Below are 18,417 nucleotides of genomic sequence, written 5' to 3'. Positions count from 1 at the left end.
ATCAGGCCGATCGCACCGAGGGATGCCAGAAGTTCACGCGCCGCTCCAGGCGGCTCAGGCCCGCGTAGAACAGCATCCCCGTGGCGCTGGCCACGACGATCGTGGCCCACACCAGGGGCATGTTCATGCGCGAGGCCTCGGTCGAGATGCGAAAGCCCAGCCCCACCGTGGGCGAGCCGAAGAACTCGGCCACGATGGCGCCGATCAGCGCCAGCGAGGCGTTGACCTTGAGCGCACTGAAGATGAAGGGCAGGGCCACGGGCAGGCGCAGATCCAGCAGCGTGCGGCGGTAGCTGGCGGCGTACGAGTGCATCAGCTCGCGCTCGAGCTTGCCCGCTGCTTGCAGCCCGGCCAGCGTGCTGATGAGCGCCGGGAAAAAGGTCATCAGCACGATCACGGCAGCCTTGGAGGGCCAGTCGAAGCCGAACCACATCACCGCAATTGGCGCCACGCCCACCAGCGGCACGGTGCTGCTCAGCGAGGCAATGGGCAGCAGGCCGCGCTGCAGGAAGGGCAAGCGGTCGATGGCGATGCCGGTGAGCACGCCCAGGCCGCAACCGAGCGCGTAGCCGATGAACACGGCCTTGCCCACGGTCTGCACCAGGTCGGCGCCCAGCGTGCCGGCGTGCGTCCACAGCGCCACGGCGACCGACGACGGCGGTGGCAGCAGCACACGCGGCACGGCAAAGGCCGTCACCAGCTGCTCCCACAACAACAGCAGCCACAGGCCGAAGAGGCCGGCGGTCATGGCGCGTGCGCGCGGTGAGTCAGGCAGGTGGGCCCAGCGCCGCACCGTGACCCCGCTCAGCAGCGCCAGCGCCAAGGTGGCGAGCCAGTAGCCGCCAGCGACCACGCGGGTGTCGTCGCTCGGGGCCAGGTGAACGAGGCCAGCGCCGCCCAGCAAGGCCAGGGCGCTCAACAGGGCCGTGGCGGGCAGCCCAGGCGAAGGCCACAGGGCGCGCAAGGCGGCCAGCGCCAGGGTGGCGGGCGTGAGCAGCTGCCACAGCGTGTCGGCAAGGCCCTCGGCCTGCCACCAGGCGCGCGGCTGCAGGGTGAAGTCGCCCGGGTCGACCTGCATGAGCGGGGCGGTGATCGCCAGCAGCACGAGGGCCAGCGCCAGCACCGCGAGCACGGCGCCTGGGGCGGCGGGCCGTGGCGTGTTCGTGGGGCGGGCGATGCTTGGGGCGCTCGGGGCGCTTGAAGTGGTGCGGGTTGGCATGTCGGTGTCCCGTCGGTGCCTTGGGTCAGCGCACCGCGCCACGGTGGCGCAGCGCCAGGCGCTCGAGCCCGCTGACCGCTGTGGTCAGCAGCACGCCCAGCACGGTCGCCATCAGCAGGGCCGACCAGATCTGCACCGTGTTGCCGTAGTAGGAGCTCGTCAGCAGGCGCGCGCCCAGCCCGGCCTGCGCGCCGGTGGGCAGCTCGGCCACGATGGCGCCCACCAGCCCGGCGGCCACGGCCACGCGCAAGGCCGGGAACAGGTAAGGCAAGGCAGACGGCAGGCGCAGCAGCCACAGGCCCTGCCAGCGCGTGGCGGCGTAGGTGTGCAGCAGCTCGCGCTCGATGGCCTGGGGCGCGCGCAGGCCCTGCACCATCGCCACCGTCACCGGGAAGAAGCACAGGTACATCGCGATCACGGCCTTGGGCAAGACGCCGGTGAAACCCAGGCTGCCCAGCACCACCAGCACGATGGGCGCGATTGCCAGCACCGGCACCGTCTGCGACGCGACGATCCAGGGCATGAGGGCGCGCTCCAGCGTCACCGAATGCACGATGCCGATGGCCAGCAGCGCACCCAGCAGCGCCCCGAGCACGAAGCCCAGCAAGGTCGCTTCGGCGGTGACGCGGGCGTGAAAGATCAGGCTGCGCGGGTGGTCGATGGGCCAGTCCAGCAGGCTGTGCCAGGTGTCTTGCGCGATTTGATGCGGGGCAGGCAGGATGGGGCGGGCCATGGACCAGGTGGTCTGCACGAGCTCGGTGGCCGTCCACGGGGCATCGGGGCCGCCCAGGTGGCGCTCGATGGCGCCAGGTGCGTTCAGCGCGATGGCCAGCGCGTACCAGAGCAGCATCAAAACGGCGAGCACACACGCCACCGGCAACAAGCCTTGCGCGCGAAGCCAGCCCGTGCCGCCTGGTGCGCCCAGACCGGTGGCGGGGGAGGGGGTGGATGCGCTGGACACCGCTCGCGCCTTCAGTGGTGGCCGTCGGCCAGGGCGTCGCGCACCTCGTGCGCCAGTGCCATGAACTCGGGCGTGTCGCGCATGGCCAGCGTGCGCTCGGCGGGCAATGGCGAGTCGATCACCTTGACGATGCGACCGGGCCGGGGAGACATCACCACGATGCGCGTTGACAGGTAGACGGCTTCCGAAATCGAGTGCGTCACGAAGACCACGGTGCGCTGCTCGCGCCGCCACAGCTGCTGCAGCTGCGCGTTGAGGTCGTCGCGGGTGATCTCGTCGAGCGCGCCGAAGGGCTCGTCCATCATCAACAGCTTGGGCTCGAAGCCCAGCGCCCGCGCGATGGACACGCGTTGCTGCATGCCACCCGAGAGCTGCCACGGGTGCTTGCGCTCGAACTGCTCCAGGCCCACGCGGGCGAGCTGGGTGCGGGCGATCTCTCGCGCCTCGTCGGGTTGCCTGCCTTGCAGCTCCAGCGGCAGCATCACGTTGGAGAGCACCGTGCGCCAGGGCAGCAAGGCCGCAGCCTGGAAGACGTAGCCGTAGGCGCGGGCCAAGCGGGCTTCGTGCGGCGTGCGGCCGTTGACCAGCACCTGGCCCGAGGTGATGGGCTCGAGGTCGGCGATCACGCGCAGCAGCGTGGTCTTGCCGCAGCCCGAGGGCCCGATCAGCGACACGAACTCGCCCTGGCGGATGTCGAGGCTGACCTCGTGCAGCGCCCGCACCGGGGCGTCGGGCGCCGGGTAGGTCACGCTGGCGGCGTTGATCTGCACGACGGAGGGGCCGAACCCCGGGCGGCTGACCGAGGCGGTGGGGCGGGCGGGCATCGGGGACGCGTTCATGTCGGGGCCAGAAAGTTGACCGGGTGGTCAGGTTTTCATGGCGGACTTCATGCGAGTTCTGTGCCAACACGCAGGGCACGGCCTGCACCGCTTTGGTGGGTGCGCGGTGTTCAGGGCCTGGGCAAGCGCTTGGCCACACGCTGCAGAAAGCGCATCAGCTGTGGGTCGTTGGCGTGCGCCACGTTGAAGCGGAACCAGCCCGTGGGGCGCTGGTCGAGCATGAAGTAGTCGCCCGGCGCCAGCGCGATGCCCTCGGCCAGCGCCTCTTGCGCCACCTGGCGCGCCAGCGAGGCCCGATCGGGCTCGTCCACGTCAGGCCAGCCTGCGCACACGTACAGCCCGCTGTCCGGCACGGCCAGCGGCGCCATGCCGACGTCGAGCAGCGCCTCGACCACGCGCTCTCGCGAGGTGGCCAGGCGGTGGCGGATGCGCTCGAGGTAGCGCCGGTGCCCCGGGTCGGCCAGCACGCGCGCGGCGGCCCGCTCGTTGATCTCGGAGGTGGTCAGGCCGCAAGCCATCTTCACGCGCGCCAGCGGCTGCACCAGCGCGGGCGGGCAGGCCACGTAGCCCACCCGGATGGCCGGCGCGATGGTCTTGGAAAAGCCACCCAGCGTCAGCACCCGTTGCAGGCCATCGAGCCCGGCCAGCGAAGGCGCGTGCGGGCCGTCGAGGTCGCGGAAGATGTCGTCCTCGATCACCCACAGGTCGTGGCGCTCGGCCAGGGCCAGGATGCGGTGCAGCTGCTGCAGCCGCAGCGTGGTTGACAGCGGGTTGTGCCCCACCGTGGTGATGAACATGGCACGCGGGCGGTGCGCCAGGGCCAGTCGCTCCATGGCGTCGAGGTCCAGGCCCTGCTCGTTGCGCGGCACGCCGATGGGGTTCAGGCCATGGCAGCGCAACTGCGCGTGCAGGTTCCAGTAGCCGGGCTCTTCCACCAGCACGCTGTCGCCGGGACGCAGCAGGCCCATCATCACCAGCTCGAAGCCATGCGTGACGCCGTGCGTGAGGATGAGCTGGTCGGCGTGCACAGGCCCCAGCCGCTCGCCGAGCTCTCGGGCCAGCAGCTGGCGCAGGCCGGCATAGCCCAGCGGGTGGCCGTAGCTGGCCAGGTGCTCGCCAGCGATGCGCGTGGCCTGGCGCAGCGCGGCGTGGAAGTCGTTTTCGGCGTACCAGCTCAGTGGCAGCCAGCCGCAGCCGGCGGCCAGCAGGTCGCGTCCTTGCGCGAACATGTTCAGGCTCAGCCAGTCGTCACTGACCTGGGTGGACAGCGCCAGCTCGCGCGAGCTGCGCCGAGCCGCCAAGCGACTGGACTGCACGAAGTAGCCTGCCCCCTGGCGCGAGGCCAGCACCTGGCGCGCAACCAGGCCCGAGTAGGCCTCGGCCACGGTGAAGGTGCTCACGCCCAGCCGCGTGGCCATCTGCCGCACAGAGGGCAGGCGGGTGCCGGCTCGCAAGGCGCCTTCGGTCACGGCCTGTTCCACCGCGCCAGACACCAGCGTGACCAGGCTCGGTTCGTTGCGCACGCTGGTGTGCGCCGAGCGCTCGGCCCGCTCACCCAGGTCGGCCTGCAGCGATGCAAGCCAGTCGGCTTCGGCGGGGTGTTGGGTTCTGTCTGGGCGTGGCGATGGCATGGGCTGACTGTACAGGTCAAGATGCCTGCACGGCAGGTGTGTTCAAGCAATCCGTTTGCCAGTTTCATGCGCTCGCGTCATGCCGACGCTGGGCTGGGCGTGCCTACGATGGACGCCAGGCCATGGCTTGGCGGCGTCCCGCTGTCACCCGAAGCCCTCACCGAGGTCCACCCGATGCCCTTCAACCCCGCCACCGAAACCGCCGACCCGGCCACCCTCGACGGCCTGGCCCAGACCTGGTTGCCCTTCACGCCCAACCGCTATTTCAAGCAGCACCCCAAGGTCGTGGTCGGCGCCAGCGGCGCGCACTACCGCACGTCCGATGGCCGCGAGTTGTTCGACGCGCTTTCGGGTCTGTGGTGCTGCCCCATCGGCCACGCTCACCCGCGCGTGGTCGAGGCCCTGAGTCGCCAGGCCGCTGAACTCGACTACGCCCCGGCCTTTCAGGTGGCCCACCCTGGCGCGCTCAAGCTGGCCAGGCGCATCACCGAGCTGGCCCCTGCCGGCCTGGGCAAAGTCTTCTTCACCAACTCGGGATCCGAGTCGGTCGACACCGCCATCAAGATGGCGATTGGCTACCACCGCCTGCGTGGCGAGGGCGGCCGCCACCGCGTCATCGGCCGCGAGCGCGGCTACCACGGCGTGGGTTTTGGCGGCATCTCGGCCGGTGGCATGGTGGCCAACCGCAAGATGTTCGGCTCGGTCATGCTGCCTGGCGTGGACCACCTGCCGCACACCTGGTCGCCCCAGCACATGGCCTTCTCCAAGGGCCAGCCGACCTGGGGCACGCACCTGGCCGACGAGCTCGAGCGCCTCATCGGCCTGCACGACGCCAGCACCATCGCTGCTGTCATCGTCGAGCCGGTGCAAGGCTCGACCGGCGTCATCGTGCCGCCCGTGGGTTACCTGCAAAAGCTGCGCGAGACCTGCACGCGCCACGGCATCTTGCTGATCTTCGACGAGGTCATCACCGGCTTTGGTCGCCTGGGCACGCCTTTCGGTGCCCAGCGCCTGGACGTCACGCCCGACCTCATCACCTTCGCCAAGGGCATCACCAACGGCACGGTGCCGATGGGCGGCGTGATCGCCCGAGACGACATCCATGACACCTTCATGGGCGTGCAGGCGCCCGAGTACGCCGTCGAGTTCATGCACGGCTACACCTACTCGGGTCACCCCATGGCCTCGGCGGTGGGCCACGCCGTGCTCGACGTGCTGTTGGGCGATGGCCTGATCGAGCGCGCCCGCAGCCTCGAGCCCGTGCTCGAAGAAGGCCTGCACAGCCTGAAAGGCGAGCCCGGTGTCACCGACATCCGCAACTTCGGTTTCTGCGGTGCGGTGGACCTGCAACCCTGGCCGGGCCAGCCGGGGCTGCGTGCATTGCGCGTTTTCGAGGTCGCGATGACGATGGGCGTGCTGCTGCGCTTCACCGGCGACACCATCGCCATGGGCCCGCCCTTCATCGCCACCCATGACGATCTGCACAAGATGGTCGACGTGCTGCGCACCGCCATCCGCCTGAACGCCGACCCGCAATGAGCCTGTCGCCCCGAGACCGCTCCTTGAATTCGACCCCAGCACCTTCCCCGGAGACACGCATGTACACAGTCCACCACCACATCGGCGGTCGCCTTCAGCCCTCCACCTCGTGCCGCCAGGCCGACATCTTCAACCCCGCACTGGGGCGCGTGCAGGGCCAGGTCGACCTGGGCACCGTGCAGGAGCTCGACGCCGCCGTCGCCGCCGCGCAGGCCGCCTTCCCGGCCTGGTCGGCCCAGCCGCCGTTGGCCCGCGCCCGCGTGATGTTCCGCTTCCTGAACCTGCTGCAGGCGCGCGCCACCGAACTGGCCGAGCTCATCGTCAAGGAGCACGGCAAGACCTTGCCCGATGCCATGGGCGAGGTGGCCCGCGCCATCGAGGTGGTCGAGTTCGCCACCGGCATCCCGCAGCTGCTCAAGGGCGAGTACACCGACCAGATCGCGCGCGGCATCGACGCCTGGTCCATGCGCCAGCCGCTGGGCGTGGTCGCCGGCATCACGCCGTTCAACTTCCCGGCCATGGTGCCCATGTGGATGTTCCCGGTGGCCCTGGCCTGCGGCAACACCTTCGTGCTCAAGCCTTCCGAGCGCGACCCCTCGCCCTCGCTGCTGATGGCCGAGTGGCTGCAAGAAGCCGGTCTGCCCGATGGTGTTTTCAACGTGGTGCAGGGCGACAAGGCCATCGTCGACGCCATCCTGGCGCACCCGCAAGTGCAGGCGGTCAGCTTCGTGGGCTCGACCCCGGTGGCCGAGTACATCTACGCCGAAGGCGCGCGCCACGGCAAGCGCGTGCAGGCCCTGGGCGGCGCCAAGAACCACCTCGTCGTCATGCCCGATGCCGACCTGGAGCAGGCCGTTGACGCGCTGATTGGCGCGGCCTACGGCTCGGCCGGCGAGCGTTGCATGGCCATCTCGGTGGCCGTGGCGGTGGGCGATGTGGCAGACGAGCTGGTGGCGTCGCTGGCCACCCGCGTGCGCGCTTTGCGCGTGGGCGAAGGTCATCAAGCTGATGCCGAGATGGGCCCGGTCATCACGCGCATGGCGCAGCAGCGCATCGAGGGGCTGATTGGACAGGGCATCGAAGAGGGCGCCCTCGCCGTGGTCGATGGGCGTGGCCTGCGCGTGCCGGGCCACGAAGACGGCTTCTTCGTCGGCGGCACCTTGCTCGACCAGGTCTCGCCCGAGATGAGCGTCTACCGCGAAGAGATCTTCGGCCCCGTGCTCTGTGTGGTGCGCGTGCCGGACATCGCCGCCGCGGTCAAGCTCATCAACGACCACGAATACGGCAATGGCGTGGCCCTCTACACCCGCGACGGCGGCATCGCACGCGAGTTCGTGCGCCACATCCAGGTGGGCATGGTGGGCGTGAACGTGCCCCTGCCGGTGCCGATGGCCTTCAACAGCTTCGGGGGCTGGAAGCGCAGCCTGTTCGGCGACCACCACGCCTACGGCCCCGAGGGCGTGCGCTTCTACACCCGCCACAAAGCTGTGATGCAGCGCTGGCCCGACAGCATCGCGCGCGGGCCTGAGTTCGCGTTCCCGCAGCTCAAGTGATGCCTCCAGCTCGATGCAGTGAGATCTGGCACGCCCTGCCAGGCTGCCCCGGCAACCCCGGGTTGTGGCCCGTCAACAGGGCGTGCTACAGTGTTTCCATGCGTACCACGGTCCGTTACTACTTTTGGCACTTTCACATCCAGCACCTCACCGGCGCAGGAGTGGCCAACGCGTAAGCAGACCCACCCAACTGAAACCGCCGGCACAACCGGCGGTTTTTTTTATTCCGCCTCTGATCGAAGCACCCCAACAGGATCGCCCCATGAGCACCCACTCCAGCGCCGCCGAAGGCTGGGTTCCGCCCGCCGACAAGACCTCGCAGACCGATGACGAACGCATCAAGAACGTCACGCCGCTGCCGCCGCCCGAGCACCTGATCCGCTTCTTCCCGATCCGCGGCACGGCCATCGAGACGCTGGTTTCGCGCACGCGCAAGGCCATCCGCAAGATCGTGCACGGCAAGGACGACCGCCTGCTGGTGATCATCGGCCCCTGCTCCATCCACGACCCGGCCGCCGCCATCGAGTACGCCCGCAAGCTGCGCGATTTGCGCGAGCAGTACGAAGGCACGCTGGAAGTGGTCATGCGCGTGTACTTCGAAAAGCCCCGCACCACCGTGGGCTGGAAGGGGCTGATCAACGACCCCTACCTCGACGAGTCCTTCAAGATCGACGAGGGCCTGCGCATGGCCCGCCAGCTGCTGCTGGAGATCAACCGCCTGGGCGTGCCCGCGGCCAGCGAGTTCCTCGACGCGATCTCGCCGCAGTACATCGGTGACCTCATCAGCTGGGGCGCCATCGGTGCACGCACCACCGAAAGCCAGGTCCACCGCGAGCTGGCCTCGGGCCTGAGCGCACCCATCGGCTTCAAGAACGGCACCGACGGCAACATCAAGATCGCCACCGACGCCATCCAGGCTGCCGCCGGTGCCCACCACTTCCTGTCGGTGCACAAGAACGGCCAGGTCGCCATCGTCGGCACGGCTGGCAACCCCGACTGCCACGTCATCCTGCGCGGTGGCAAGGCCCCGAACTACGACGCCGCCAGCGTGGCCGCCGCCTGCAAGGACCTCGAAGCCGCCAAGCTGCACCCTTCGCTGATGGTCGACTTCAGCCACGCCAACAGCTCCAAGCAGCACGAGCGCCAGGTGGTGGTGGCCCAGGACATCGCCGAGCAGGTCTCGGGTGGTTCGCACCAGGTCTTCGGCGTGATGGTGGAAAGCCACCTGTGCGCCGGCGCCCAGAAGTTCACCCCGGGCAAGGATGACCCCAAGAAGCTGGCCTACGGTCAGTCGATCACCGATGCCTGCATCGGCTGGGACGACTCCGAGAAGGTGCTCAAGATCCTGTCCGACGCGGTCAAGGCCCGTCGCGCGCGCAAGGGCTGAGCGAGGGTTGAGCGCTGGACGGCTGCGCCCACCTCCCCCTTATTGGGGATTTGGGACCGCAGCCAGGGGGGCGATGACCGGAAAACGGACGGTGGCAGCGGATACTCGCGGCTGCAGTCCCTTCACCCTTGGCAGAGCATGACGATCGCTGGCCCCCGTTTCCTCCTGGTCGATGACCACGCCCTGTTCCGCATGGGCCTGGGCCTGATGCTGGCCGAGCGCTGGCCGCAGGCCTTGCTCACCCAGGCGGGCACCTGGGCTCAGGCGCTGGAACACCTGCGTCACCAGCCGGTTGACTTGGTCATGCTCGACGTCCACCTGCCAGACGGGCACGGCCTGTCCGACCTGCCCGCGCTCAAGGCGGCGGCTCCGCAGACGCGGGTGCTGTTCATGTCGGGCGAGGTCACGGCCGAGCTGATCGCGCAGGCGCGCGAGGTGGGCGCCGAGGGCTTCATCCCGAAATCGGCCCAGGCCGACGACATCGTGGGGGCCGTGCAGACCTTGCTTCGAGGCGAGACCTCGTTTGCCGCTCTGCCGTACGCCACGCTGTCCGCGCTCCAGGCCGGGGCTGCACACGGGGCGCAGGCGCCGGAGTTGGCCATGCTGGCCAGCGAAGCCGGCCCCACCTTCACCGAGCTGCAGCTCCAGATCCTGGGCTACCTCGGGCGGGGCACGCCCAACAAGGCGATCGCTCGGCAGTTGGGCATGAGCGAGAGCGCGGTGCGTGCCGAGGTGTCCTGGATCACCGAATGGCTGCAGGCCACCAGCCGGCAGGAAGCCTACGAGCGGGCCGTGGCCCGTGGCCTGATCTCGCCATGACACAAACGTCGATGTGGGCCAGCGCGCTGCGCTTGGATCCGCCCCGCTCGCTGTCGGCCCAGGTGGAGTTGATCGACCGGGGCCTGAGCACCGCGATGGTGGCCACGGCCCTGGTGGCGCTCATCGCCGCCGTGGCTTACCAGTTCACGGTGGGCGATGGGCGAATCTGGTGGTGGTCGGCGGGCACCGTGGGCCTGGCCTGGGCCGGTTTGATCGCGCATCGCCTGATGCCTTCTCCAGGGCAGTCGGATTTCGAGCCGGTCCGACATGCGCGGTTTCTGCTGACCTTGGCTGCGCTCAGCGGCGCGTGCTGGGGGGCGCTGGCGCTGCTCTTCATCCGCCCGGGCGAGCCTGACTCGGCCACGCTGGTGATCTGCCTGATCGCTGGCATGGGCTCGGCTGCGCTGGGCATCTTTGGCTCGGTGTGGCCGGTGGCCTTGTCTTACTGGCTTTGCTGCCTGGTGCCGCTGATCGTGGCCCTGGTGCGAGCGCAAGGCACCATCAACTGGGCGCTGGCCGCAGGCGCCACCGCCTACCTGTGGGCGATGGCCGTCTACTCGTTCCACGCTTCGCGCATGACGCTGCGCTCCATCGAGCTGCGCTTCGAAAACGAAGGCCTGGTCGACCGCCTGCGGGACCAGACCCAGCGGGCGCTGGAGGCGCGCGAGATGGTCGAGCAGGCCCTGGTCGAGGCCGAAGACGCCAACCGGGCCAAGACCGTCTTCCTGGCGTCTGCCAGCCACGACTTGCGCCAGCCCCTGCACGCCGCCGGGCTCTACCTGGGAGCGCTCTCTCGTGCCGGGCTCAACGACCGGCAGGCCCACCTGGTGCGTCACGTGATGGCCTCCAACGAGGCGGCCAACGAGATGCTGGGCACCCTGCTGGATTTCTCCAAGGTCGACGCGGGCGTGGTGCAGCCCCAGCTGCGCAGCTTTGCGCTGCAGCCGCTGTTTCACAAGCTCGAGCGCGAACTGGCGCCGCTGGCCGAGAGCAAGGGCCTGGCCTTCCGTTTGCGCGACACCCGCCTGGTGGTGCAGGCCGACCCGGCGCTGGTCGAGATGATCATCCGCAACCTGCTGGTCAACGCCGTGCGCTACACCGAGCGGGGTGCGGTGTTGCTGGGCTGTCGGCGCCGCGTCGGACGCGCCGTCATCGAGGTTTGGGACACGGGCATCGGCATCCCCGAGTCGCAGCACCGCGAGGTCTTCCGAGAGTTCCATCAACTGGGCAACCCCGAGCGCGACCGACGCAAAGGCCTGGGGCTGGGCTTGTCCATCGTCGACGGGCTGGCTCGGGCCATGGGCGTGGAAGTGGGGCTGGCCTCCCGCGAGGGGCGCGGATCGGTGTTCCGCCTGACGCTGCCCATCAGCCAGGCGGCGGTGATCGCATCGGACCGCCTTGGCGACGAGGGGGGCGACCTGGGGGGGCTGAACGTGCTGCTGATCGAAGACGACGAGTCGGTGCTGGCCGCCATGAGCGACCTGCTGATGAGCTGGGGCTGCGCCTGCGAGACCGCCTCGTCGGTGGACGAGGCCCTGGCGCGGCTGGACGCCTTCACGCCACACCTGTTGCTGGTCGACTACCGCCTGCGCGACCACCGCAGCGGCATCGAGGCTGTGTCGCTCATCCGCGCACGTTTGGGACCGGACCTGCCCGCCTTCCTGGTCACCGGCGACACCGGCCCGCAGCGCTTGCGTGAAGCCCACGCATCGGGCCTGGTGCTGCTGCACAAGCCGGTGCCGGCCGAGCGCCTGCACGCGGCCCTGCTCAGTCAGTGGCGTCGGGTGCAGGGACAGGCCGCCGGGCGTGCATCAGCAGCAGGCTGAGCGCCAGCACGCCCAGCCACAGGCCCTGGCCGGCCACGCCGTGGTGGTCGAACACCCAGCCGCTGATGACGGGGCCGATGGCGCCGCCCGCCGTGTAGCCGGCGATCATGGCCGAGGTGCCGGCGATCGCCGATGAATGCGCGAAGTCGTGCGCCACGCGGATCATGCTCAGCGTGTAGAGCGCCCCGCCGATGCCGCCCCAAAGCAGCGCACAGGCCCACAGCAGTTCAGGGTGCTGGCTCGAGCGCGTGAAGGCCAGGGCGCTGAGCACCAGCACCACCGCGCCGCCCACGAACAATCGCCGCGCGGGCAGCCGATCGGCCAGCCAGCCCAGCGGGTACTGCAGCACGAAGCTGCCCACGCCCAGGGCGCCGGCGATGGAGGTGGCCGCCGCCAGGCTCAGCCCGATCTCCGAGCCGTGGGCCGTGGTGATGGAGCCCAGCCCCACCTCGAAGACCCCGCCCACCACGGCCGCCCAGGCCAGCGTGGGCCGAAAGCGCCAGGCTGAGAGCAGGCCCATGGGCTCGTGGTCGTCGTGCATGGCTTTGAGCCGGGTGATCGAGGGCACCAGCACCAGGGACAAGCCCAGTGCGAGGCCGCCAGCCGCCAGCAGGTTGGCACCGATGGGCCCCAGCCCCAGCAGGCCCGGCAGGAATGGCCCCAGCGCCATGCCCGCACCCAGCTGCGCCTGGTACAGGCCCGTGAGCCGGCCCCGGTGCGAAGGTGGGGTGTTGTGCGCGATCAGCGCCTCCGTGGCGTTCCAGGCTGCGGCGGCACCCAGGCCGGCCATCAAGCCAAAGACGCACCACAACCGGTAGTCGTTTGTGAAGAGGTAGCCCAGGCAGGCGATGAGCTCGAGCAGCAAGCCCAGCCGGTAAGCCTGACCCACACCGATGCGGCCGAACAACCTGGGCACCAGCGGCACCAGCAGCGCCACGCTCAAAAACGGCAGCGTGGCGAACCAGCCGATGGCCGTGGCGCTGGCACCTGCGGTTTGCAGGCGCACGGCCAGCACCGGGTTGAGCAGGCTGTAGCTGAGCACCACGAAGGTGGTGCCCCACATCACCCGCCACAAGCCGGGCGGCAGCGCAGGCAGGTTCAGGCCAGGCACGTGGTTCAGTTCAGCCAGCCCTTGCGGCGGAAGTACCAGAAGGGCGTGATGGCCGACATGATCATCACCAGCACGGCGAAAGGGTAGCCGAAGCGCCAGTTCAGCTCGGGCATGGCGTTGAAGTTCATGCCGTAGATGCTGGCGATCAGCGTGGGCGGCAGGAAAGCCACCGAGGCCACCGAGAAGATCTTGATGATCTTGTTCTGGTTGATGTTGATGAAGCCGACGGTCGCGTCCATCAGGAAGTTGATCTTGTCGAACAGGAAGGCCGTGTGCGAGTCCAGCGAGTCGATGTCGCGCAGGATCTGGCGGGCCTCTTCGAACTGGTCGGCATTGAGCATGCGCGCGCGCATCATGAAGCTCACCGCGCGGCGCGTGTCCATCACGTTGCGGCGGATGCGGCCGTTCAAGTCTTCCTGGCGGGCGATGGCGGCCAGCGCTTCGGCGGCGGCCTGGTCGTTGACCTCGTCCTGCAGCACGCGCTTGCTGACCTTTTCCAGCTCGTCGTAGATGTTCTCCAGCGTGTCGGCGGAGTACTCGGCGTCGGCGTCGTAGAGCTTGAGCAGAACGTCCTTGGCGTCTTCGATCAGGGCCGGGATGCGGCGCGCGCGCATGCGCAGCAGGCGGAACACCGGCAGGTCTTCCTTGTGGATCGAAAACAGGATGTTGTTGTGCAGGATGAAGGCCACGCGCACGTTGCGGGGGGCTTCGTCGTCGTCGATCAAAAAGTCCGAGCGCAGGTGGATGGCGCCTTCTTCTTCGTAGAAGCGGGCGGATTCCTCCAGATCCTCGTCGACGATGTCGCCGGGGATGACGAGGCCGAAGCAGGCGGCGATCCAGCCCTTTTCTTCCGGGGTGGGGTCTTCCAGGTCGACCCAGACAGGGCGCGACGGCGTCAGCTCGTCGAGGCTGTCGATTTCTTCCTGGAACAAGCGGCCATTGGCCAGCGTGAAGACGTTGAGCATCGGGACTCCAGCACCTGATCACGCTCGGGTCGCGTCGCATGCGAGGTGATGCGGGCCGCGGGGCGTGCAGGTTGTTTTGGCGGGTAGGGGGGTGTGGTTGCCGCCCCCTCCCGCGTGGGCCCGACCGGTCTCAGCACGAGGCTGACCGGGTGGGCCGCAGCCGGTGCCTGCGTTTGCCTTGCGAGCGCTGGTCAGCGCGAGGCGGTGCAGGTGGCCGGCTGGCCGAAGTGGGCGGTCACCAAGGGTGACTGTCCAAGGTGGTTGCTCCAAAGGTGCGCCGTGCAAACGGCAACGCGCCATTATGGCGTGTGCTCGACGCGGGCTGGGGTGCGGAGTGCCGCATCGGGTGGAAAAAACACACGGGTGTGGGGAGGGCTGTATCGTTGTGCCCCATGTCCCTGCCGCACACCGCCTCCCGCCTCGACCTGAACCTCTTTCGCGTCATGGACGCGGTCTACGAGCATGGCGGCATTTCGGGCGCGGCTCGGCACCTGCACCTGAGCCAGCCCGCCGTCAGCCACGCGTTGGCCCGCCTGCGTCGCCTATGGGGCGACCCGCTGTTCGTGCGTCAGGGCAACCAGATGGTGCCCACCGAGCTGACGCGGCGAGTCATCGGCGAGGTGCAGGCCCACCTGCGCGGCCTGCAGTCGCTCATGGGCCAGGCCGACACCTTCGACCCCCTCACGTTGAACATGACCCTGCGCCTGGGCATGCGTGACGTGCTCGAAGCCATCACCTTGCCGCCCCTGATGAGCCGCCTTGCTCAGGCTGCACCACAGGTCAAGATCGCCAGCGTGCGCGTGCCGCGTGACGCGCTGGAGCGCACCTTGACGATGGGCGAGGTGGACCTGGCCATCGACCGCCAACGTCGCGTGACCGGCCGCATCCGGGGCGAACACCTGGCCGACGAGCAGCTCTCGGTGCTGATGCGGCGCGGCCACCCCCTGGCCAGCCGCCAGCTCAGCGTGGCCGACTACTTTGCCCAGCCGCACGTGATGGTGGCGCTGCAGCCCGACCAGCCCGACCCGCTGCAGGCCGTGTGGGCGGCCCAGGGCCTGGGTGAGCGCCAGGTCATCCTGCGCTGCCAGCACTACTTCGCGGCGGCCAACGTCGTGGCGGCGGGCGATGCCCTGCTGACCCTGCCGCGCACCTACGCCGAGGAGCTCACCCGCGCGCTGCCCCTGGTGCTGGCCGACCTGCCGCTGGCGCTGCCGCCCATCGGCATCTGGATGTACTGGCACGCCGACCGCGAAGCCGACCCGGTGCACCGCTGGATGCGCGAGAGCGTGGCCCAGGGCGCCCGTGAGGCCATGCGTCACGTGCATGACTTGGGATGAAAATTCATCATTTGATGCAAGGGTGAGGGCGGCGTAGCATCCAGGGGCAACGGTCGGACACCGACTTTTCACATCCCCAAAAGGAGACAGCCATGGACTTCCAGCCCAGCGAACGCGCCCAGAGCTACGCCAAGCGCGTGCGCGCCTTCATCGACGAGCGCATCGCCCCCGTCGAGGCCCAGCACTGGAAGGAGATCGGCGAGGCCCGCCACGGCGGCGACTGGACGCAGTGGAAGATCCCGTCGCGTGTCGAGGAGCTCAAGGCGCAGGCCAAGGCCGAAGGCCTGTGGAACCTCTTTTTGCCCGACGCCAAGCTGGCCCCGGGCCTGAGCGTGCTCGAGTACGCCTTCAGCGCCGAGCAGACCGGCCGCTCGATGATGGCGCCCGAGATCTTCAACTGCAACGCGCCCGACACCGGCAACATGGAGGTGCTCTGGAAGTACGGCAGCGACGAGCAGAAGGCCCAGTGGCTCACGCCCCTGCTCAATGGCGAGATCCGCTCCGTCTTCTTCATGACCGAGCCCGATGTGGCCTCGTCCGACGCCACCAACATGGCAGCCACTGCCGTGGTCGAGGGCAACGAGATCGTGCTCAACGGCAAGAAGTGGTGGTCCTCCGGCGTGGGTGACCCGCGCTGCAAGATCGGCATCTTCATGGCCGCCACGCCCAACGCCGAAGCCGGCCGCCATGGCCAGCACTCGATGGTGCTGGTGCCGCTGGACGCGCCCGGTGTCGAGATCAAGCGCATGCTGCCCGTGTTCGGCGAATACGACGAGCCGCACGGCCACGGCGAGGTGCACTTCACCAACGTGCGCCTGCCGCTGTCCAACGTCATCGCCGGGCCGGGGCGTGGCTTCGAGATCGCTCAGGGCCGCCTCGGCCCGGGCCGCATCCACCACTGCATGCGCTGCATCGGCGCGGCCGAGAAGTCGCTGGAGCTCGCCATCCAACGTGGTCTCAAGCGCGTGGCCTTCGGCAAGCCCATCATCAACCTGGGCGGCAACCGCGAGCGCATCGCCGAGTGCCGACTGGCCATCGACCAGGCTCGCCTGCTGACCCTGCAAGCCGCCTGGAAGATCGACAACCTGGGCGTGATGAGCGCGCTCACCGACGTCTCGGCCATCAAGGTCGTGGCGCCGAGCATGCTGCAGCAGGTGGTGGACTTCGCCATCCAGATGCACGGTGGCATGGGCGTCTCGCACGACACCCCGCTGACGGCCTTCTTCAACCAGGCCCGCTCGCTGCGCCTGGCCGATGGCCCCGACGAGGTCCACAAGGGCATGATCGCCCGACTGGAGCTGATGAAGTACGGCTCGAAGTGACGCGGAAAGTGACGCACTGAGATGGGATCGCTCTACCTCGTCCGCCACGGCCAGGCCTCGTTCGGCAGCCAGAACTACGACGCGCTCTCGGCGTTGGGTCACCAGCAGGGGCACGTCGTCGGCCAGGCCTTGAAGGCCCGCGGCGTGGTGCCCGAGGTGGTGGTGGCCGGCACCATGCAGCGCCACCAGGAGACGGCGCGTGCGGCGCTCTCGGCCATGGCGCTGGACGTGTCGATGCAGGTGTTGGCCGGCGTCAACGAGTTCGACCACGAGGACGTCATCGAGGTGGCCGAGCCCCGCTTTGCCGACAAGGCTTTGATGATGGCGGAGATGGCCGCCAGCGGTGACCCGCGCCGGGCCTTCCAGGCCTTCTTCCAGGACGCGGTCTCGCGCTGGGTGGCGGGCCACCACGACGCCGAGTACCAGGAGCCGTGGTCCACCTTCAAGCTGCGCTGCGTGACGACCCTGGCCGAGCTGGTCCAGCTCACGCCGCCCAAAGGCCAGGCCGTGGTCTTTACCTCGGGGGGCTTCATCAGCGTGGTGTGCGCGCACCTGCTGGGCCTGCACGACACGCAGGCCTTCACCATCAACTGGACGCTGGCCAACGCCGGCATCACCAAGATCAACGTGGGCCGGGACGGCCTGCACCTGCTGTCGGTCAACGAGCACGGGCACCTCGAAGGCGTGGCGCCTGCGGGCGCGCCCTCGCTGCTGAGCTACCGCTGAAGAGGGCAGCCGGCGCTGGCTGGTGCCGATCTGTGCTGCCTGACCTGGCGGCCATCTGTCGATGGGACGGCTGCTGTGGCTCGCGCACAATGAGGGCAGGCCGTGCGCTGGGCTCGGCCTCAATCAACAAGGGACACGAACATGAAGACGGCGCTGAAGGTCGTGGGTGGGCTGGTGCTCGCCCTGTTGTTGCTGGTGGTGGGCGGTGTGGCCGCATCCTGGGCCCCCGATCGGGACGTGGAAACGCTCAAGGCCAAGTGGGCGCCCGCGCCCTCGCAGTTCACAGAGATCCTGGGCATGCAGGCCCACTACCGCGATGAAGGCCCCCGCGACGACGCCGAGCCCATCGTGCTGCTCCACGGCACCTCGGCCAGCCTGCACACCTGGGACGGCTGGACAGAGGCCCTGAAGGGCCAGCGCCGCGTCATCCGCATGGACCTGCCTGGCTTCGGCCTCACAGGCCCCATGCCCGATGGCAATTACCGCCTGACCCGCTACGTCGAGTTTGTCGTCGCGCTGATGGACAAGCTGGGCGTGCAAAAGGCCGTGGTGGCTGGCAACTCCTTCGGAGGCAACCTGGCCTGGAAGGTGGCGGTGGACCACCCGCAGCGCGTGAGCAAGCTCGTGCTGGTGGATGCGGCCGGCTACCCCTTCGACCCGCAGTCCATGCCGATCGGCTTCAAGATCGCGCAGATCGGCGCGCTCAAGCCGCTGATGCAGAACACCCTGCCGCACAGCATGATCGAGTCCAGCGTGCGCAACGTCTACGGTGACCCGTCCAAGGTCACGCCCGAGTTGATCGATCGCTACTACGAGCTGACCCTGCGCGCTGGCAACCGTGGCGCCTTGCGCGAGCGCTTCGCACAAAGCCCCAGCGGCGAGTTCACCGCGCAGATCGCCAGCATCAAGCAACCGACGCTGATCATCTGGGGCGGGCAAGACCGCCTGATCCCGCCGGACAACGCCGACAAGTTCCAAAAGGACATCGTCGGCAGCCGACTGGCCATGTTCGACGCCCTGGGCCACGTGCCCCACGAGGAAGACCCGGCGGCCACCGTGTCGGCGGTGCAGGCTTTCCTGAAGCAGTGATTTGAGTCGTTCAACGCGAAACGTTTGATCACATCGGGCGGAAACATTGGGCGACAAAAAGCCCCTGGAATGGGGGGCAGGGCGTCCGGCGCT

Annotated in this window: 15 protein-coding genes; 9 read left to right on the top strand and 6 right to left on the bottom strand. The window is 68.9% G+C overall.

What is annotated here, in order from left to right:
* Position 1: 1 nt before the first annotated feature.
* The 4 genes from ABG80_RS09085 to ABG80_RS09070 form a co-directional block, all read right to left on the bottom strand.
* A complete protein-coding gene (locus ABG80_RS09085; RefSeq protein WP_235513801.1) occupies positions 2-1,219 on the bottom strand; it encodes an ABC transporter permease in 1,218 nt (405 codons plus the stop codon).
* A gap of 25 nt (positions 1,220-1,244) precedes the next feature.
* Positions 1,245-2,180: an ABC transporter permease gene (locus tag ABG80_RS09080; protein WP_235513800.1), complete on the bottom strand. Its 936-nt coding sequence runs from the start codon at positions 2,178-2,180 to the stop codon at positions 1,245-1,247.
* Between the two features lie 11 nt (positions 2,181-2,191).
* Complete coding sequence (locus ABG80_RS09075; RefSeq protein WP_083505954.1) at positions 2,192-3,019, bottom strand: ABC transporter ATP-binding protein; 828 nt, start codon at positions 3,017-3,019, stop codon at positions 2,192-2,194.
* Between the two features lie 110 nt (positions 3,020-3,129).
* On the bottom strand, positions 3,130-4,650 hold the full coding sequence (locus ABG80_RS09070) for an aminotransferase-like domain-containing protein (RefSeq protein WP_083505953.1): 1,521 nt from the start codon (positions 4,648-4,650) through the stop codon (positions 3,130-3,132).
* 174 nt (positions 4,651-4,824) lie between these two features.
* Here ABG80_RS09070 and ABG80_RS09065 point away from each other — a divergent pair, with 174 nt between their 5' ends.
* The 5 genes from ABG80_RS09065 to ABG80_RS09045 all read left to right on the top strand — a co-directional run bounded on the left by ABG80_RS09065 (position 4,825) and on the right by ABG80_RS09045 (position 11,774).
* On the top strand, positions 4,825-6,189 hold the full coding sequence (locus tag ABG80_RS09065; protein ID WP_083505965.1) for an aspartate aminotransferase family protein: 1,365 nt from the start codon (positions 4,825-4,827) through the stop codon (positions 6,187-6,189).
* Positions 6,190-6,248: 59 nt separating this feature from the next.
* Positions 6,249-7,742, top strand: coding sequence for a CoA-acylating methylmalonate-semialdehyde dehydrogenase (locus ABG80_RS09060; RefSeq protein WP_058087395.1), 1,494 nt, complete (start codon positions 6,249-6,251; stop codon positions 7,740-7,742).
* Positions 7,743-8,004: 262 nt separating this feature from the next.
* The gene (locus ABG80_RS09055; protein ID WP_058087394.1) at positions 8,005-9,129 is read left to right on the top strand and encodes a 3-deoxy-7-phosphoheptulonate synthase; all 1,125 of its coding nucleotides are present in this window, start codon (positions 8,005-8,007) and stop codon (positions 9,127-9,129) included.
* Between the two features lie 138 nt (positions 9,130-9,267).
* Entirely contained in the window at positions 9,268-9,948 is a 681-nt protein-coding gene (locus ABG80_RS09050; RefSeq protein ID WP_058087393.1) for a response regulator transcription factor, read from the top strand.
* Positions 9,945-11,774 (top strand): hybrid sensor histidine kinase/response regulator, encoded by a 1,830-nt coding sequence (locus ABG80_RS09045; RefSeq protein ID WP_235513799.1) that lies wholly within the window; start codon positions 9,945-9,947, stop codon positions 11,772-11,774. The genes ABG80_RS09050 and ABG80_RS09045 overlap by 4 nt, the downstream gene beginning before the upstream one ends.
* On the opposite strand, the gene ABG80_RS09040 is transcribed toward ABG80_RS09045, so the two are convergent.
* On the bottom strand, positions 11,716-12,885 hold the full coding sequence (locus ABG80_RS09040) for an MFS transporter (protein WP_058087391.1): 1,170 nt from the start codon (positions 12,883-12,885) through the stop codon (positions 11,716-11,718). The genes ABG80_RS09045 and ABG80_RS09040 overlap by 59 nt on opposite strands.
* Before the next feature lie 5 nt (positions 12,886-12,890).
* The gene (corA, locus tag ABG80_RS09035; protein ID WP_058087390.1) at positions 12,891-13,850 is read right to left on the bottom strand and encodes a magnesium/cobalt transporter CorA; all 960 of its coding nucleotides are present in this window, start codon (positions 13,848-13,850) and stop codon (positions 12,891-12,893) included.
* Positions 13,851-14,242: 392 nt separating this feature from the next.
* Here corA and ABG80_RS09030 point away from each other — a divergent pair, with 392 nt between their 5' ends.
* From ABG80_RS09030 to ABG80_RS09015, 4 genes are all read left to right on the top strand, one after another.
* A complete protein-coding gene (locus ABG80_RS09030; protein ID WP_058087389.1) occupies positions 14,243-15,187 on the top strand; it encodes a LysR family transcriptional regulator in 945 nt (314 codons plus the stop codon).
* Positions 15,188-15,279: 92 nt separating this feature from the next.
* Complete coding sequence (locus ABG80_RS09025; RefSeq protein ID WP_058087388.1) at positions 15,280-16,509, top strand: acyl-CoA dehydrogenase family protein; 1,230 nt, start codon at positions 15,280-15,282, stop codon at positions 16,507-16,509.
* 21 nt (positions 16,510-16,530) lie between these two features.
* Positions 16,531-17,235: a histidine phosphatase family protein gene (locus ABG80_RS09020; RefSeq protein ID WP_058087387.1), complete on the top strand. Its 705-nt coding sequence runs from the start codon at positions 16,531-16,533 to the stop codon at positions 17,233-17,235.
* A 141-nt stretch (positions 17,236-17,376) separates the two neighbouring features.
* Positions 17,377-18,324, top strand: coding sequence for an alpha/beta fold hydrolase (locus tag ABG80_RS09015; protein ID WP_058087386.1), 948 nt, complete (start codon positions 17,377-17,379; stop codon positions 18,322-18,324).
* The last annotated feature ends 93 nt before the right edge of the window (positions 18,325-18,417 follow it).

The sequence above is a fragment of the Aquabacterium parvum genome, assembly GCF_001447195.1.
GTDB classification, from domain to species: domain Bacteria; phylum Pseudomonadota; class Gammaproteobacteria; order Burkholderiales; family Burkholderiaceae_C; genus Aquabacterium; species Aquabacterium parvum.
The sequence above is the reverse complement of the archived record's forward strand: the minus strand, read 5'-3'. Positions and strand labels throughout refer to the sequence as shown.

Excerpts from the sequence above, each read along its gene's own strand:
- ABG80_RS09085 (WP_235513801.1), bottom strand. The coding sequence starts at position 1,219 with ATGCCAACCCGCACCACTTCAAGCGCCCCGAGCGCCCCAAGCATCGCC.
- ABG80_RS09075 (WP_083505954.1), bottom strand. The coding sequence starts at position 3,019 with ATGAACGCGTCCCCGATGCCCGCCCGCCCCACCGCCTCGGTCAGCCGC.
- ABG80_RS09070 (WP_083505953.1), bottom strand. The coding sequence starts at position 4,650 with ATGCCATCGCCACGCCCAGACAGAACCCAACACCCCGCCGAAGCCGAC.
- ABG80_RS09065 (WP_083505965.1), top strand. The coding sequence starts at position 4,825 with ATGCCCTTCAACCCCGCCACCGAAACCGCCGACCCGGCCACCCTCGAC.
- ABG80_RS09060 (WP_058087395.1), top strand. The coding sequence starts at position 6,249 with ATGTACACAGTCCACCACCACATCGGCGGTCGCCTTCAGCCCTCCACC.
- ABG80_RS09055 (WP_058087394.1), top strand. The coding sequence starts at position 8,005 with ATGAGCACCCACTCCAGCGCCGCCGAAGGCTGGGTTCCGCCCGCCGAC.
- ABG80_RS09050 (WP_058087393.1), top strand. The coding sequence starts at position 9,268 with ATGACGATCGCTGGCCCCCGTTTCCTCCTGGTCGATGACCACGCCCTG.
- ABG80_RS09045 (WP_235513799.1), top strand. The coding sequence starts at position 9,945 with ATGACACAAACGTCGATGTGGGCCAGCGCGCTGCGCTTGGATCCGCCC.
- corA (WP_058087390.1), bottom strand. The coding sequence starts at position 13,850 with ATGCTCAACGTCTTCACGCTGGCCAATGGCCGCTTGTTCCAGGAAGAA.
- ABG80_RS09030 (WP_058087389.1), top strand. The coding sequence starts at position 14,243 with ATGTCCCTGCCGCACACCGCCTCCCGCCTCGACCTGAACCTCTTTCGC.
- ABG80_RS09025 (WP_058087388.1), top strand. The coding sequence starts at position 15,280 with ATGGACTTCCAGCCCAGCGAACGCGCCCAGAGCTACGCCAAGCGCGTG.
- ABG80_RS09020 (WP_058087387.1), top strand. The coding sequence starts at position 16,531 with ATGGGATCGCTCTACCTCGTCCGCCACGGCCAGGCCTCGTTCGGCAGC.
- ABG80_RS09015 (WP_058087386.1), top strand. The coding sequence starts at position 17,377 with ATGAAGACGGCGCTGAAGGTCGTGGGTGGGCTGGTGCTCGCCCTGTTG.